The following is a 14,821-nucleotide window of genomic DNA, read 5'->3' as shown; positions in this document are numbered from 1 at the left end:
CTGGCGGCCCGCCCCCGTGCCGCCCGGCGCGCACCCGCCGCCCCGGCGGCGTGCCGGCGGCCGGGGAGGCACTCGGCCGACAGCGGCTCCGGGAGGGGCATACCCGGCGCGGCGCACGGGCATCACAGTTGTCACACCAGCACCACCAACGGTCGAGAATCTCATACGGAACATGTCAAGGGGGTGCATCCGGGAGAGGTGTGGACCTGTTCGCATGTCGGGCGCGGGGGTCGTGGTGGCGATCACATCTGTCCGTTTCGCGGCAAAGGAACCCATGCTCTATGTCCCTTTTGGGACCTGAGTCAGGCTGATTGTCACCTCATCGTGATCTCAAAATGCTGACTGCGAGGCCGTTATGGCCAATAGTTGGGGCGGTTGTGACTACCGGGACTGTGGTGGTCCGAGTGGTGCCGGGGATGGGTGGGAGTCAGGCTCCCCGCACGAGCGGCGCCGGATGAGCAAATGAATCCCAAGGAGGCAGGGCCCATGCGCGGTGCGCGTAGCGCCAAGTGGGTGGCAGGTGCGATAGGTGTGGCTCTGGTCGCATCCGCCTGCGGCAGCGGCGACGACAACAGCAGCGGCTCCGGCGGCTCCGGCGACGGCGGCGGTGTCTTCACCGTCGACTCCGGCGAGCCCCAGAACCCGCTCGTCCCGACCGACACCAACGAGCAGTACGGTGCGCTGGTCATCGACAACGTCTTCGCCAACCTCGTGGACTTCGACGAGGACGGCGAGCTGGTCTACACGGCCGCCGAGTCGATCGACCGCAACGAGGACGGCACCGAGTGGACCGTCAACCTCCGGGACGGCTGGACCTTCCACGACGGTGAGGCGGTGACCGCCGAGTCCTACGTCAACGCGTGGAACTGGGCCGCCAACATCTCCAACAACCAGAAGAACAGCTACTGGTTCCAGGACATCGTGGGCTACGACGAGGTCCACCCCGAGGAGGGTGAGGCCACCGCCGAGACGATGTCCGGCCTGGAGGTCGTCGACGAGACCACCTTCACCATCAGCCTCACGTCGCCGTTCTCGTACTACGACTACAAGCTCGGCTACAACCCGTTCACGCCGCTGCCCAGCAGCTTCTACGACGACCCCGAGGCGTTCGGCGAGAGCCCGGTCGGCAACGGCGCGTACAAGTTCGCCTCCTGGGAGCGCGAGCGGAAGATCACCCTGGAGGCCTACGAGGACTACCAGGGCGACAACGCGGCCCAGAACGACGGCGTCGAGCTGGTCACCTACACCAACCTCAACGCCGCCTACCAGGACCTGCTCTCCGGCAACCTGGACGTCATCCGCCAGGTCGACACCCAGAACCTGCCGGTCTTCAAGGACGACCTCGGCGACCGCGCGATCAGCCAGCCCTACATGGCCAACCAGACCATCGTCCCGGTCTTCTACAGCGAGACCTGGGAGGACATCGACCCGCAGGTGCTGCAGGGTCTGTCCATGGCGATCGACCGCGAGACCATCGTCAACACGGTCATGAACGGCTCCGTCACCGTCGCCACCGGCTTCGTCGCCCCCGGCGCCAAGGGGTACGAGGAGAACGCCGGCGGCGAGGTCATGCAGTACGACCCGGAGAAGGCCAAGGAGCTGATCGACGAGGCCGGCGGTGTCCCCGGCAACGAGATCTCGATCCAGTACAACTCCGACGGCGGCCACGAGGCGTGGGTCACCGCGGTCTGCAACAGCATCCGCCAGGCCACCGGTGTCGAGTGCACCGGCGACGCCAAGCCGGACTTCCAGACCGACCTCAACGCGCGTGACGCGCAGGAGGTCAAGTCGATGTACCGGGGTGGCTGGATCGCGGACTACCCGCTGAACGCCGCCTTCATGAAGGAGCTCTACGGCACCGGTTCCTCCGCCAACACGGGCTTCTTCTCCAACGAGGACGTCGACCAGATGTTCGCCGACGGTGACTCCGCCGCGTCCCTGGACGAGACCGTCGCCGCCTACCAGGACGCCGAGAAGGAGCTCTTCGAGCTCATGCCGGCGATCCCGCTGTGGCACCAGCAGGTCAACGGTGGCTTCTCGGAGCGCGTCTCCGGCGTCACCTTCGACCCCTCCGGTCAGCCCGTCCTGACCGACGTCACCGTCGACTGAGACGACCGGCGCACGCAGCGGTGAACAGCCGCGGGCGTGCCGTGTGACACGAACAAGGGGGCCGATGCGCCACTCCGCGAACCGGGGTGGTGCGTCGGCCCCTCCAAGCTGACTTGGAGGAACCATGGGGCGCTACGTCGTGCGGCGACTGCTCCAGATGATCCCGGTCTTCATCGGGGCCACACTGCTGGTCTTCCTGATGATGTACGCGCTGCCCGGTGACCCGGTGCGGGCGCTCTACGGGGAACGCTCCGTCGACGAGGCGCAGATCGCCGCGATCAAGGCGGAGCTGGGGCTGGACCTGCCCCTCATGCAGCAGTACTGGAACTACCTGCTCGGCGTCTTCCAGGGCGACTTCGGCACGCAGATAGCCTCCCGGCGCCCCGTGATGGACGTCATCACGCAGGCGCTGCCCGCCACGATCCGGCTCACCGTGCTGGCCTTCCTCATCACCGTGGTGCTCGGTGTGGGCATGGGCCTGGTCGCGGGGCTGCGCCGCGGCGGCAAGACCGACCGGGCGATTCTCTTCGTCACCCTGATCTTCATCTCGGTGCCGGTCTTCGTGATCGGCTACGCCTACCAGAACTTCTTCGCCAACACCCTGGGGTGGACGACCCCGACGGTGCGCGACCCGGAGGCCTGGACGCAGCTGATCCTCCCGGCGATGGTGCTGGCCTCGCTGTCGCTCGCCTACGTCGCGCGGCTGACACGCACCTCCATCGCGGAGAACGCCCGCGCCGACTACATGCGCACCGCGAAGGCGAAGGGGCTCTCCCGCCCGCGTGCCGTCACCGTCCACCTGATGCGCAACTCGCTGATCCCGGTGGTCACCTTCCTCGGTGTCGACATCGGAAACCTGATGGCCGGCGCGATCGTCACCGAGGGCATCTTCAACGTCCAGGGCATCGGCAGCGCCGTCTACCGGGCCCTGTCGTTCCGCGAGGGCGCGACGGTGGTCGGCATCGTCACCTTCATGATCGTCGTCTACCTCGTCGTCACCCTGCTCGTCGACCTGCTCTACGCGGTCCTGGACCCGAGGATTCGCTATGCCTGACCAGAACCTCACCGGTACCCGGTCCACCGCTCCGGTCGCGGAGGTGGCGCAGGCGGAGGCCGGGCCCCCGCCCGGCAAGCCGCGCTCCCTGTGGTCCGACGCCTGGAGCGACCTCCGGCGCAAGCCCAGCTTCCTCATCGCCGGCGCGATGATCCTGGTGCTGATCATCATCGCCGCCTTCCCCAGCCTGTTCACCTCGGCCAGCCCGCGCGAGGCGGACCTCCAGGGGGCGTTCCTGCGCTCCCCGGAGCTGACGAAGTTCTTCTCCCCGGAGTGGTTCGGCTACGACAGCCAGGGCCGCTCGGTCTACGCGCGTGTCATCTACGGCACCCGGGCCTCGATCGTCATCGGCGTCTCGGTCACCGTCATCGTGCTCTTCCTCGGCAGCCTCGTCGGCATGATCGCCGGCTACTTCGGCGGCTGGGTCGACGCGGTGGTCTCGCGGATCGTCGACACCTTCATGGGCATCCCGTTCCTGCTGGGCGCGATGGTCATCCTGGTCTCCTTCGACGTGCGCGGGAAACTGGTGATCACGCTCGCGCTGGCCGTGCTCGGCTGGACCACCATCGCGCGTGTCATGCGCGGCTCGGTGATCTCGGTCAAGCAGGCGGACTACGTGCAGGCCGCCCGGTCGCTGGGGGCCGGGACCTGGCGCATTTTGCTGCGGCACGTGCTGCCCAACGCCATGGCGCCGGTGATCGTCGTGGCGATGGTCGCCCTCGGCGGCTACATCTCGGCCGAGGCGACCCTGTCCTACCTGGGCATCGGGCTGGCCGACCCCGCGATGTCGTGGGGCAGCGACATCAACACCGGCAAGGACCAGATCCGGGTCGCGCTGCACGTGCTGATCTTCCCCTCGATCATGCTCAGCGGCACGATCCTGGCGTTCCTGATGATGGGTGACGCCGTGCGCGACGCCCTCGACCCCAAGCTGCGCTGAGGGAGGCGTACCCGATGACAGAGACAGGTATCGACCTCGTCAAGGACGAGACGCCCGCCACCCCCGGCACGCCGCTGCTGGAGGTGCGCGACCTCCAGGTGGAGTTCCACACCCGGGAGGGCGTGGCCAAGGCCGTCAACGGCGTCAGCTACTCGGTCGAGGCCGGGGAGACGCTGGCGGTGCTCGGCGAGTCCGGCTCCGGCAAGTCGGTCACCGCGCAGGCGATCATGGGCATCCTCGACATGCCGCCCGGCCGCATCGCCGGCGGGGAGATCCTCTTCCAGGGCCAGGACCTGCTGGCGATGACCGAGGCGCAGCGGCGGAAGATCCGCGGCAACAAGATCGCGATGATCTTCCAGGACGCGCTCTCCTCGCTGAACCCGGTGCTCTCCGTCGGGTACCAGCTCGGTGAGATGTTCCGCGTCCACAAGGGGGCCTCCCGCAAGGAGGCCAAGGCGCGGGCGGTCGAGCTGATGGACCGCGTCCGCATCCCCGCGGCGAAGGACCGGGTGAACGACTACCCGCACCAGTTCTCCGGCGGTATGCGGCAGCGCATCATGATCGCCATGGCGCTGGCGCTGGAGCCGGACCTGATCATCGCGGACGAGCCGACCACCGCGCTGGACGTCACCGTCCAGGCGCAGGTGATGGACCTGCTCGCGGAGCTCCAGCAGGAGTACCGCATGGGGCTGATCCTCATCACCCACGACCTCGGCGTCGTCGCCGACGTCGCGGACCGCATCGCGGTGATGTACGCCGGCCGCATCGTGGAGCGCGGCGACGTCCGCGAGATCTACCGCACCCCGGCGCACCCGTACACCAAGGGGCTGCTGGACTCCATCCCGCGGCTGGACCAGAAGGGCAGCGACCTCTACGCGATCCGCGGGCTGCCGCCGACGCTGACCTCGCTCCCCGCCGGCTGCTCGTTCAGCCCCCGCTGCGACCGTGCCCGGGAGATCTGCGTCACCGAGCGCCCGCTGCCGGTCACCGTGCTGGACGCCGAGGGCGCGCCCGTGCCGGGCCGCTCCAGCGCCTGCCACTTCTGGAAGGAGACCCTCCATGGCTGACACCACCCGCGAGCCGATCCTGGAAGTGCGCAACCTCGTCAAGCACTTCCCGCTGACCCAGGGGATCGTCTTCCGCCGCCAGGTCGGGGCGGTCCGCGCCGTCGACGACATCTCGTTCACGCTGTACCCGGGGGAGACCCTGGGCATCGTGGGGGAGTCCGGGTGCGGCAAGTCCACCGTCGCCAAGCTGCTGATGAACCTGGAGCGGGCCACCGCCGGGGAGATCTTCTACAAGGGCGACGACATCTCGAAGCTGTCCGGGCGGGCGCTGAAGGCGGTGCGGCGGAACATCCAGATGGTGTTCCAGGACCCGTACACCTCGCTCAACCCGCGGATGACGGTCGGCGACATCATCGGCGAGCCGTTCGACATCCACCCGGAGGCGGCGCCGAAGGGCGACAAGCAGGCGCGCGTCCGGGAGCTGCTGGACGTGGTCGGGCTCAACCCGGAGTACATCAACCGGTACCCGCACCAGTTCTCCGGCGGTCAGCGGCAGCGGATCGGCATCGCCCGCGGCCTGGCGCTCAACCCCGAGATCATCATCTGCGACGAGCCGGTCTCCGCGCTCGACGTCTCGGTGCAGGCCCAGGTCATCAACCTGATGGAGAAGCTCCAGGACGAGTTCGGCCTGTCCTACCTCTTCATCGCGCACGACCTGTCGATCGTGCGGCACATCTCCGACCGCGTCGGTGTGATGTACCTGGGGAAGATGGTCGAGATCGGCAGCGACACCGCGATTTACGACCACCCGACCCACCCGTACACACAGGCGCTGCTCTCCGCGGTGCCGCTGCCCGATCCGGACGCGCGGGAGGGCCGGGAGCGGATCATCCTCACCGGTGACGTCCCCTCGCCGGCCAACCCGCCCTCCGGCTGCCGGTTCCGCACCCGCTGCTGGAAGGCGCAGGACCGCTGCGCGGAGGAGCTGCCGCTGCTGGCGGTGCCGCAGCGGTACGCCGACGCCGACACGGCGGTGGCGCACGACTCGGCCTGCCACTTCGCCGAGGAGAAGCCGCAGGTGACCCACGCCTGACGGCGCCGCCGCGGAACGGCGCGGCGAGGACGGCACCCGGACGCCGGGCCCCTGAGGGGCCCGGCGTCCGGCGTTCGCCGCGCCGGCCTGGGCCCGGCTGCGGTTGCGGCATCCGAGGGTATTTGGGTCGATGATCACCCGAACGATTTACATATGGTGAGAAAAACACCGCGAAGGGCGCTCTGATGGGCTGCGACTCACGATGTCGGCAGCCCGAGGAGGCACCCGATGCGCAAGGGCACCCGTCTGACGGCGGCAGTCGCCACCGCGACCGCCGTGGCCCTGCTCGCCACGTCCTGCGGCAGCGACTCCGGGGGTGGGGGCGGCGGCAGCACGGTGCGCGCGTCCTGGGGCGACCCGCAGAACCCGCTGGAGCCCGCCAACACCAACGAGGTGCAGGGCGGCAAGGTCATGGACATGATCTTCCGCGGCCTGAAGCGGTACAACCCGGAGACCGCGGCGGCCGAGGACGCCCTCGCCGAGTCCATCGAGACCGACGACCAGCAGAACTTCACGATCACGATCAAAGAGGGCTGGACGTTCAGCGACGGCACCGAGGTCACCGCCGACTCCTTCGTCGACGCGTGGAACTACGGCGCCAACATCGAGAACAACCAGATCAACAGCTACTTCTTCCAGTTCATCGACGGCTACGCCGACGTCCACCCCGAGGACGAAGGCGCCGACCCGACCGCCGACACCATGTCCGGTCTGGAGGTCGTCGACGAGCGCACCTTCACCGTCCGGCTGACCGAGCCGTTCTCCCTCTGGCCCGACACCCTCGGGTACGCCGCCTACTCGCCGCTGCCCCGGTCGTTCTTCGACGACCACGACGCCTGGCTGGAGAAGCCCGTCGGCAACGGCCCGTACATGATCGACAGTTACTCGCGCAGCCAGTCGATGACCCTGGTCGAGTACGAGGACTACAGCGGTGACGACGCGGCGCAGAACGACGGAGTCGAACTCCGCGTCTACACCGACAACAACACCGCCTACACCGACCTCCAGGCGGGGAACCTCGACGTCATCGACGACATCCCCGCCTCCCAGCTGAACAACGCCGACGCCGACCTCGGCGACCGGTACATCAACCAGCCCGCCGGCATCATCCAGACCGTGTCGTTCCCGCTCTACGACGACAACTGGTCCGGTGACGACATGGTCAAGGTCCGCCAGGGGCTGTCCATGGCGATCAACCGCGAGGAGATCACCGGCAAGATCTTCGCCGACACCCGCACCCCGGCGACCGACTTCACCTCGCCCGTGCTGGAGGAGGCCGGCGGCTACGAGCCCGACCTCTGCGGCGACATCTGCTCCTACGACCCCGAGCGGGCCAAGGAGATGATCGACGAGGCCGGCGGGCTGCCCGGCGGCACCGTCACCCTCACCTCCAACGTCGACACCGGCTCCCACCGGCAGTGGATGGACGCCGCCTGCAACAGCATCAACAACGCGCTCGGCGACACCGGCGCCTGCACGGTCAACCCGGTGCCGACCTTCGCGGACTTCCGCAACCAGGTCACCTCCGACTCCATGACCGGCATGTTCCGCAGCGGCTGGCAGATGGACTACCCGCTGATCCAGAACTTCCTGCAGCCGCTGTACTACACCGACGCCTCCTCCAACGACTCCGGCTACAGCAGCGAGGAGTTCGACGACCTCGTCAACCGCGCCAACTCCGCGGACGACGAGGACGAGGCGATCGACCTCTTCAAGCAGGCGCAGCAGGTGCTCGTGGACGACATGCCGGTCATCCCGCTCTGGTACCAGAACGGCACCGCCGGCCACTCCGAGCGCGTCTCCGACGTGCGGCTGAACCCGTTCTCGGTGCCGGTCTACACCGACATCACCGTCTCCTGACGCCCCCGCCGGAGCCGCCGTCCGCCCCGCCGCCACCGGCCGGGCGCCGGCGGCCCCGGGACCGCGACCACCTCACCGACAGGAGGGCCCGTGGGGCGTTACGTCATCCGGCGCCTGCTCCAGATGATCCCGGTGTTCATCGGCGCCACCTTTCTGATCTTCCTCATGGTGTACGCGCTCGGCGACCCGGTGACCGGTCTGTTCGGCGACCGGGCCCCCGACGCGGCCACCGCCGCCCGGCTGCGCGCCGAGTTCAACCTCGACAAGCCGGTCTGGCTGCAGTACCTGCTCTACATGGGGAACATCTTCACCGGCGACTTCGGGACCGCCTTCAACGGCCGCCCGGTCACCGAGCTCCTCGCCCAGGCCATCCCCATCAGCTTCCGGCTGATGCTCGTCGCCATCGTCTTCGAGATCGTGCTGGGCATCGTCCTCGGCGTCGTCACCGGACTGCGCCGGGGCCGGGCGGCGGACACCTCGGTGCTCATGGCCACCCTGGTCGTCATCGCCATCCCGACGTTCGTCCTCGGGACGACGCTCCAGTTCTTCCTCGGCGTCGAACTCGGCTGGGTCAACCCGGCGGTGAGCCCCGCCGCGCCGTTCGACGAGCTGATCGTGCCGGGCATCATCCTGGCGTTGGTCTCCCTCGCCTACGTCACCCGGCTCACCCGCACCTCGATCGTCGAGAACGCCCGCGCCGACTACGTGCGCACCGCGGTGGCCAAGGGGCTGCCGCGCCGCCGCGTCACCACGCGCCACCTGCTGCGAAACTCGCTGATCCCCGTGGTGACCTACCTCGGCGCGGACATCGGGACGCTGATGGCCGGCGCCATCGTCACCGAACGCATCTTCAACATCCAGGGCGTCGGCTACCAGTTGTACGAGGGCATCCTGCGGCAGAACTCGCCCACGGTGGTGGGGTTCGTCGTCGTGCTGGTGCTGATCTTCCTCGTCGCCAACCTCCTCGTCGACCTCCTGTACGCCGTGCTCGACCCGAGGATTCGCTATGCCTGAGCCCCACCGGCCGGACACGCCGTTCGACGCCCAGGGCGCCGCCCTCGACGAGGCCGTCGTCACCCGCACCGACCCCGGACGCGCCCGCAGCCTCAGCTCCGACGCCTGGCACGACCTGCGGCGCAACCCCGTCTTCGTGATCTCCGCGCTGCTCATCGTCTTCCTGCTGGTCATCGCGGTCTGGCCGTCCGTCATCGCCACGCGCGACCCGCTGTACTGCCAGCTCTCGCGCTCGCTGGAGGGGCCCGCGCCCGGGCACTGGTTCGGCTTCGACACCCAGGGGTGCGACGTCTACACCCGCGTCGTCTACGGCGCCCGCGCCTCCATCGCCGTCGGCGTCTGCGCCACCCTCGGCGTCGCGGTGCTCGGCACCGTCGTCGGCGGCCTCGCCGGCTTCTTCGGCGGATTCTGGGACGCGCTGCTCTCCCGCACCACCGACGTCTTCTTCGCCGTCCCGCTGGTGCTGGGCGCCATCGTCTTCCTGTCGATGATCAAGCTCAGCGGCATCTGGCCGGTGGTGCTGGTCATCGCCGCGCTCGGCTGGCCGCAGATCGCCCGCATCGCCCGCGGCGCGGTCATCACCGCCAAGCAGAACGACTACGTGCAGGCCGCCCGCGCGCTCGGCGCGAGCAACAGCCGCATCCTGCTGCGCCACATCCTGCCCAACGCGGTCGCGCCGGTCATCGTCATGGCGACGATCATGCTCGGCACGATCATCGCGCTGGAGGCGACGCTGTCCTTCCTCGGCGTCGGGCTGCGTCCGCCGACCGTCTCCTGGGGCGTCGACATCTCGGCCGCCTCCGACGGCATGCAGTTCCGCAACGCGCCCCACATCCTGCTCTACCCGGCCGCCGCGCTCTCGCTCTGCGTCCTGGCCTTCATCATGATGGGCGACGCCGTCCGGGACGCCCTCGACCCGAAGCTGAGGTGACGCCCCGATGACGGACGACCGGCTGCTCGAAGTACGCGACCTCCAGGTGGAGTTCTCCACCCGGGACGGAGTGGTGCGCGCGCTCAACGGGGTCAGCTACGGCGTGGACGCCGGTGAGACGCTGGCGGTGCTCGGCGAGTCCGGCTCCGGCAAGTCGGTCACCGCGCAGGCGATCATGGGCATCCTCGACATGCCGCCCGGCCGCATCACCGGCGGGGAGATCCTCTTCCAGGGCCGCGACCTGCTGCGGCTCGGCGCCGAGGAGCGCCGCCGCCTCCGCGGCCCCCGGATGGCGATGATCTTCCAGGATGCGCTCTCCTCGCTGAACCCGGTGCTCTCCGTCGGCTTCCAGCTCGGCGAGATGTTCCGCGTCCACCGCGGCGCGTCCCGCAAGGAGGCCAAGGAGCGGGCGGTCGAACTGATGGACCGGGTCCGCATCCCTGCCGCACGCCAGCGGGTGAACGACTACCCGCACGAGTTCTCCGGCGGCATGCGGCAGCGCATCATGATCGCCATGGCGCTGGCGCTGGAGCCGGACCTGATCATCGCGGACGAACCGACCACCGCGCTGGACGTCACCGTCCAGGCGCAGGTGATGGAGCTGCTGGCCGACCTGCAGCGCGAGTACCGCATGGGGCTGATCCTCATCACCCACGACCTCGGCGTCGTCGCCGACACCGCGGACCGCATCGCGGTGATGTACGCCGGGCGCATCGTCGAGAACGCCCCGGTCAAGGAGTTGTACGCCGCCCCCGCACATCCGTACACCAAGGGGCTGCTGGACTCCATCCCCCGCCTGGACCAGAAGGGCGGGCAGCTGTACGCCATCAGCGGGCTGCCGCCCAATCTGCTGCACGTCCCCGACGGCTGCCCGTTCCACCCGCGCTGCCCCCGGGTCCGCGACCGCTGCCGCACCGACCTGCCCCCGCTCTACGCCGTGTCGGAGCAGGCCGCCGACGGCGCGGCCGAGGCCACCGGGGAGCAGGCCGAGGCGGCCGCGGCGGACGCCGCCCATGACGACGTCGCCCGCGTCCCGGACATCGGGGAACGCTCCAGCGCCTGCCACTACTGGAAGGAGACCGTCGATGACGCCCGGCGCGCGTGAGCCGATCCTGGAGGTCCGCGACCTCGTCAAGCACTTCCCGCTGACCCAGGGGATCGTCTTCCGCCGCCAGGTCGGGGCGGTCCGCGCCGTCGACGGCATCTCCTTCGAGCTGTACCCGGGGGAGACGCTCGGCATCGTGGGGGAGTCCGGGTGCGGCAAGTCCACCGTCGCCAAGCTGCTGATGAACCTCGAACGCCCCACCGCGGGCGCGGTGTTCTACAAGGGCGAGGACATCTCCCGGCTCTCCGGGCGGGCGCTGAAGGCGGTGCGGCGGAACATCCAGATGGTGTTCCAGGACCCGTACACCTCGCTCAACCCGCGGATGACGGTCGGCGACATCATCGGCGAGCCGTTCGACATCCACCCCGAGGCGGCCCCCAAGGGCGCCCGCCGCCGCCGCGTCCGGGAGCTGCTGGACGTGGTCGGGCTCAACCCGGAGTACATCAACCGGTACCCGCACCAGTTCTCCGGCGGTCAGCGGCAGCGGATCGGCATCGCCCGCGGCCTGGCGCTCAACCCCGAGATCATCGTCGCCGACGAGCCGGTCTCCGCGCTCGACGTCTCGGTGCAGGCGCAGGTCATCAACCTGATGGAGCAGCTCCAGGACGAGTTCGGGCTCGCCTACATGGTCATCGCGCACGACCTGTCGATCGTGCGGCACATCTCCGACCGCGTCGGCGTGATGTACCTGGGGAAGATCGTCGAGATCGGCAGCGACACCGCGATCTACGACCACCCGACCCACCCGTACACACAGGCGCTGCTCTCCGCCGTCCCCGTCCCCGACCCGCAGGCACGGGAGGGCCGGGAGCGGATCATCCTCACCGGTGACGTCCCCTCGCCGGCCAACCCGCCCTCCGGCTGCCGGTTCCGCACCCGCTGCTGGAAGGCGCAGGAGCGGTGCGAGCGGCAGGAGCCGCCGCTGGCGGTGCCGCCGGTCCTCGCCGACCGCAGCGGCGAGGTACTGCACGACTCCGCCTGCCACTTCGCCGAGGAGAAGCCGCGGGTGGCGCACGGCTGAGCGCCGGCGTCCGGCGCCCGGCGGGCGAGGGCGCACGACCGGAGGGCGGGGTGGACACGATGGCCACCCCGCCCTCCGTATTACGGCACCCGCACGGCCGTGGACCCAGTCTGCGGTGTCCGCATATCGGGCGGGCGTCCGCCGAGTTGCCCCCGTGTTAACCCCCCGGAGGCGCCGTTGTCGGGCTTGCCGGACATGGGTCCCGGATGCGCGCGTGCGCCCCGGGTCTGCTCCGATGCACCGAGCTGTGCGGCCTCACGGACAGTTAGGATCCACGGCGCAGGGTGGGTAGGACTCAGGCAGTCGTTCCCCCGTGCCGCTCACCCCTGTCCGCTCGCTGTATCGGAGGTACACCGTGGCCCTGTCCGTCTCCGCGGTGCTGCTGCTCGCAATCCTGGTGTTCATTCTCATCAAGAAGGCCGGGATGAAGACCCTCCACGCGGTGGTCTGCATCCTGTTCGGCTTCTACCTGGCCAACACCAACATCGCCCCCACCATCAACGAGGTGACCTCCAGCGTCGGCGGCATGATCAACAGCATCAGCTTCTGACCGGCGTCCGCCGCCGCCGGGCTCGTGCCCCCGCCGGGCCCGGAGGCCACCGAGCGGGCCGATAGGCTCACCCCATGAGTGACGGCCCCCCCGGTGTGCTGCTGGTGCACGCGCACCCCGACGACGAGTCGATCAACAACGGCGTCACCATGGCCGCCTGCGTGGAACTGGGCGTTCCCGTGACGCTCGTGACCTGCACCCGTGGCGAGGAGGGCGAGGTCATTCCCGCGTCCCTCGCCGCGCTCACCTCCGACCGCGAGGACCGGCTCGGCGCGCACCGCGTGACCGAGTTGGCCGAGGCGATGACCGAACTCGGCGTCACCGACCACCGGTTCCTCACTGTCGGCGGCGAGACGCCCCGCGACTCCGGGATGATGGGCCTGCCCCACAACGAGCGGCCCGGCGCGTTCTGGGGCGCCGACCTCGACCGGGCCGCCGCCGAACTGGCCGCGGTGATCCGCGAGACCCGCCCCGCCACCGTCATCACCTACGACCCCGACGGCGGCTACGGCCACCCCGACCACATCCAGGCCCACCGCGTCGCCACCCGCGCCGTCGCGCTCGCCGCGGCCGAGGACCCGCCGGGCGTCCGTGCGGGCGTCCCGGCGGCCGCGCCCGCCACCCCGCACCGCGTCGCACGGGTGCTGTGGAACAGCGTCCCGCGCTCGGCGGCGGAATCCGCCCTCACGCGGCTGCGTGACGCCGGCCCGCTGGGCGACGCGGGCCGCGCGGGCCCCGGCGGCGGCCCCGCCGTCGACGTCGCCTCGCTCGCCGACATCCCCGGGGTCGTCGACGACGACGCCGTCGACTGGCGTGTCGAGGGCAGCGACCGACAGGTATCGGCCAAGGCGGCCGCCATGCGCGCCCATCGCACCCAGGTCACGGTGGTGCCGAGCCGTTCCGCGGCCCCCGAGGCCGAGTTCGTGCTCTCCAACTTCCTGCTCCAGCCGCTGTGGCGGACCGAGTGGTACCGGCTGGCGGCCGGCCGGCCGTTCGGCGCCGAGGACGCCGGCCCCTTCCTGCCCGCCGTGGGCGGCATCGCCCAGGACGGCCCGCACTCCGGGACGGCCCGGTCGTGACCGGCGGAGCGGGCCCGGAGCGGGTCACGGTCGGCGGCGGGCCGCGCACGCGCCCCGGCCGCGTCCTCGTCCACGTCGGGCTCGGCGTGCTCGGCTTCCTGGTCGCCGTCGCCGGGTCCCTCGTCCAGGCCGCCTGGTTCCCGCTCGGGTTGCTGCTGGCGCTCGCCGGCGCGGTCGGGCTCTTCTGGGGCGGTGCCCTGCTGACACGCGCGAAGCTGGGCGTCGCCGTCCCCGCGTTGCTGTGGGCCGTCACCGTGCTGGTGCTCACCGCCACCCGGCCGCAGGGTGACTTCCTCTTCGGCGCGGAGGCGTCGAGCTACCTCTTCCTCTTCGGCGGGATGGGCGCCGCCGGGCTCTGCCTCGCGCTCGCCCCGGCCGACCGGCCGCTCTTCGACCCCACCCGCCCGCTGGGCGGGGGCAGATCGGGCGCATCCGCCCGTAAGGGCGGCTGAACACCCCGGCGGGCACTGTCCTTACCCATCGAACGTGGCTGCCAATCCCGCCACCGGCGGATACCACGGCGTGCGTCCCAGTATGGTGGGGCTCGCCGTTCGTTCCCGGCAGATCGCGGACCGGCCGGTGAAACCAATCGGGAGATCCTGCCTTGAGTCGTGAAAAAGACAGCCCGACCCCCTCGTTCGGGGGGCGGGAGCCCTACGGAGACAGCCCCACTCCGGGTGCGTCCGACGGACCGGGCGCCGGCAAGCCCGGTGACAAGAAGACCGAGACCACCATGACCACGCGCATCCGGATCAACATCCCGGGTTCGCGTCCCATCCCCCCGGTGGTCATGCGCGAGACGGTCCAGAAGCAGGACGAGCCGCCGACGCCGCCCCGGCAGTCCGGCGCGCCCGAGGCCGAGAGCGGCGCCGAGCCGCCCACGGCAGGCCGACCCGACCCGGCACCGGGCGCGGCGAAGAAGGCCAGCTCCTGGTTCGAGCCGCGCAAGCCGCTCGCGCCGGGGGCGACACCGCCCGGCGGCGTTCCCCGCCAGGACGGCCCCGCCGACGGCGGTGCGCCCGGTGACACGCCGCCCGGCGGCACGCCCGGCGCCACGC

At 70.2% G+C, this 14,821-nt stretch carries 13 protein-coding genes and 1 pseudogene; all 14 read left to right on the top strand.

What is annotated here, in order from left to right; genetic code table 11:
* Positions 1–486: 486 nt before the first annotated feature.
* A complete protein-coding gene (locus tag HCN56_RS16945; protein ID WP_167972044.1) occupies positions 487–2,109 on the top strand; it encodes a peptide ABC transporter substrate-binding protein in 1,623 nt (540 codons plus the stop codon).
* 124 nt (positions 2,110–2,233) lie between these two features.
* A complete protein-coding gene (locus HCN56_RS16940; protein ID WP_167972042.1) occupies positions 2,234–3,163 on the top strand; it encodes an ABC transporter permease in 930 nt (309 codons plus the stop codon).
* The gene (locus HCN56_RS16935) at positions 3,156–4,103 is read left to right on the top strand and encodes an ABC transporter permease (protein WP_167972040.1); all 948 of its coding nucleotides are present in this window, start codon (positions 3,156–3,158) and stop codon (positions 4,101–4,103) included. The genes HCN56_RS16940 and HCN56_RS16935 overlap by 8 nt, the downstream gene beginning before the upstream one ends.
* A 14-nt stretch (positions 4,104–4,117) precedes the next feature.
* Entirely contained in the window at positions 4,118–5,170 is a 1,053-nt protein-coding gene (locus HCN56_RS16930) for an ABC transporter ATP-binding protein (RefSeq protein WP_167972038.1), read from the top strand.
* Positions 5,163–6,203 (top strand): ABC transporter ATP-binding protein, encoded by a 1,041-nt coding sequence (locus tag HCN56_RS16925; RefSeq protein ID WP_167972036.1) that lies wholly within the window; start codon positions 5,163–5,165, stop codon positions 6,201–6,203. The genes HCN56_RS16930 and HCN56_RS16925 overlap by 8 nt, the downstream gene beginning before the upstream one ends.
* Before the next feature lie 228 nt (positions 6,204–6,431).
* Entirely contained in the window at positions 6,432–8,063 is a 1,632-nt protein-coding gene (locus tag HCN56_RS16920) for a peptide ABC transporter substrate-binding protein (RefSeq protein WP_167972034.1), read from the top strand.
* Positions 8,064–8,153: 90 nt separating this feature from the next.
* Positions 8,154–9,077 carry an ABC transporter permease gene (locus HCN56_RS16915; protein WP_167972032.1) on the top strand — a complete coding sequence of 308 codons (924 nt, stop codon included), beginning with the start codon at positions 8,154–8,156 and terminating at the stop codon, positions 9,075–9,077.
* Positions 9,070–10,008: an ABC transporter permease gene (locus HCN56_RS16910; RefSeq protein ID WP_167972030.1), complete on the top strand. Its 939-nt coding sequence runs from the start codon at positions 9,070–9,072 to the stop codon at positions 10,006–10,008. The genes HCN56_RS16915 and HCN56_RS16910 overlap by 8 nt, the downstream gene beginning before the upstream one ends.
* Before the next feature lie 7 nt (positions 10,009–10,015).
* Positions 10,016–11,113 (top strand): ABC transporter ATP-binding protein, encoded by a 1,098-nt coding sequence (locus tag HCN56_RS16905; protein WP_167972028.1) that lies wholly within the window; start codon positions 10,016–10,018, stop codon positions 11,111–11,113.
* Entirely contained in the window at positions 11,094–12,134 is a 1,041-nt protein-coding gene (locus HCN56_RS16900) for an ABC transporter ATP-binding protein (protein WP_167972026.1), read from the top strand. Before HCN56_RS16905 ends, HCN56_RS16900 begins: the two co-directional genes overlap by 20 nt.
* A gap of 355 nt (positions 12,135–12,489) precedes the next feature.
* The gene (locus tag HCN56_RS16895; protein ID WP_167933830.1) at positions 12,490–12,684 is read left to right on the top strand and encodes a hypothetical protein; all 195 of its coding nucleotides are present in this window, start codon (positions 12,490–12,492) and stop codon (positions 12,682–12,684) included.
* A gap of 74 nt (positions 12,685–12,758) precedes the next feature.
* Positions 12,759–13,763: an N-acetyl-1-D-myo-inositol-2-amino-2-deoxy-alpha-D-glucopyranoside deacetylase gene (gene mshB, locus HCN56_RS16890; RefSeq protein ID WP_167972024.1), complete on the top strand. Its 1,005-nt coding sequence runs from the start codon at positions 12,759–12,761 to the stop codon at positions 13,761–13,763.
* A complete protein-coding gene (locus tag HCN56_RS16885; protein WP_312871271.1) occupies positions 13,760–14,215 on the top strand; it encodes a DUF6113 family protein in 456 nt (151 codons plus the stop codon). The genes mshB and HCN56_RS16885 overlap by 4 nt, the downstream gene beginning before the upstream one ends.
* Positions 14,216–14,496: 281 nt before the next feature.
* Positions 14,497–14,821 (top strand): annotated as a pseudogene (locus HCN56_RS16880) (hypothetical protein); the annotation flags it as partial.

The organism is Streptomyces lonarensis (assembly GCF_012033735.1).
GTDB lineage: Bacteria > Actinomycetota > Actinomycetes > Streptomycetales > Streptomycetaceae > Streptomyces > Streptomyces lonarensis.
The sequence above is the reverse complement of the archived record's forward strand: the minus strand, read 5'-3'. Positions and strand labels throughout refer to the sequence as shown.

Excerpts from the sequence above, each read along its gene's own strand:
- HCN56_RS16920 (WP_167972034.1), top strand. The coding sequence starts at position 6,432 with ATGCGCAAGGGCACCCGTCTGACGGCGGCAGTCGCCACCGCGACCGCC.
- HCN56_RS16925 (WP_167972036.1), top strand. The coding sequence starts at position 5,163 with ATGGCTGACACCACCCGCGAGCCGATCCTGGAAGTGCGCAACCTCGTC.
- HCN56_RS16930 (WP_167972038.1), top strand. The coding sequence starts at position 4,118 with ATGACAGAGACAGGTATCGACCTCGTCAAGGACGAGACGCCCGCCACC.
- HCN56_RS16940 (WP_167972042.1), top strand. The coding sequence starts at position 2,234 with ATGGGGCGCTACGTCGTGCGGCGACTGCTCCAGATGATCCCGGTCTTC.
- mshB (WP_167972024.1), top strand. The coding sequence starts at position 12,759 with ATGAGTGACGGCCCCCCCGGTGTGCTGCTGGTGCACGCGCACCCCGAC.
- HCN56_RS16910 (WP_167972030.1), top strand. The coding sequence starts at position 9,070 with ATGCCTGAGCCCCACCGGCCGGACACGCCGTTCGACGCCCAGGGCGCC.
- HCN56_RS16900 (WP_167972026.1), top strand. The coding sequence starts at position 11,094 with ATGACGCCCGGCGCGCGTGAGCCGATCCTGGAGGTCCGCGACCTCGTC.
- HCN56_RS16905 (WP_167972028.1), top strand. The coding sequence starts at position 10,016 with ATGACGGACGACCGGCTGCTCGAAGTACGCGACCTCCAGGTGGAGTTC.
- HCN56_RS16945 (WP_167972044.1), top strand. The coding sequence starts at position 487 with ATGCGCGGTGCGCGTAGCGCCAAGTGGGTGGCAGGTGCGATAGGTGTG.
- HCN56_RS16935 (WP_167972040.1), top strand. The coding sequence starts at position 3,156 with ATGCCTGACCAGAACCTCACCGGTACCCGGTCCACCGCTCCGGTCGCG.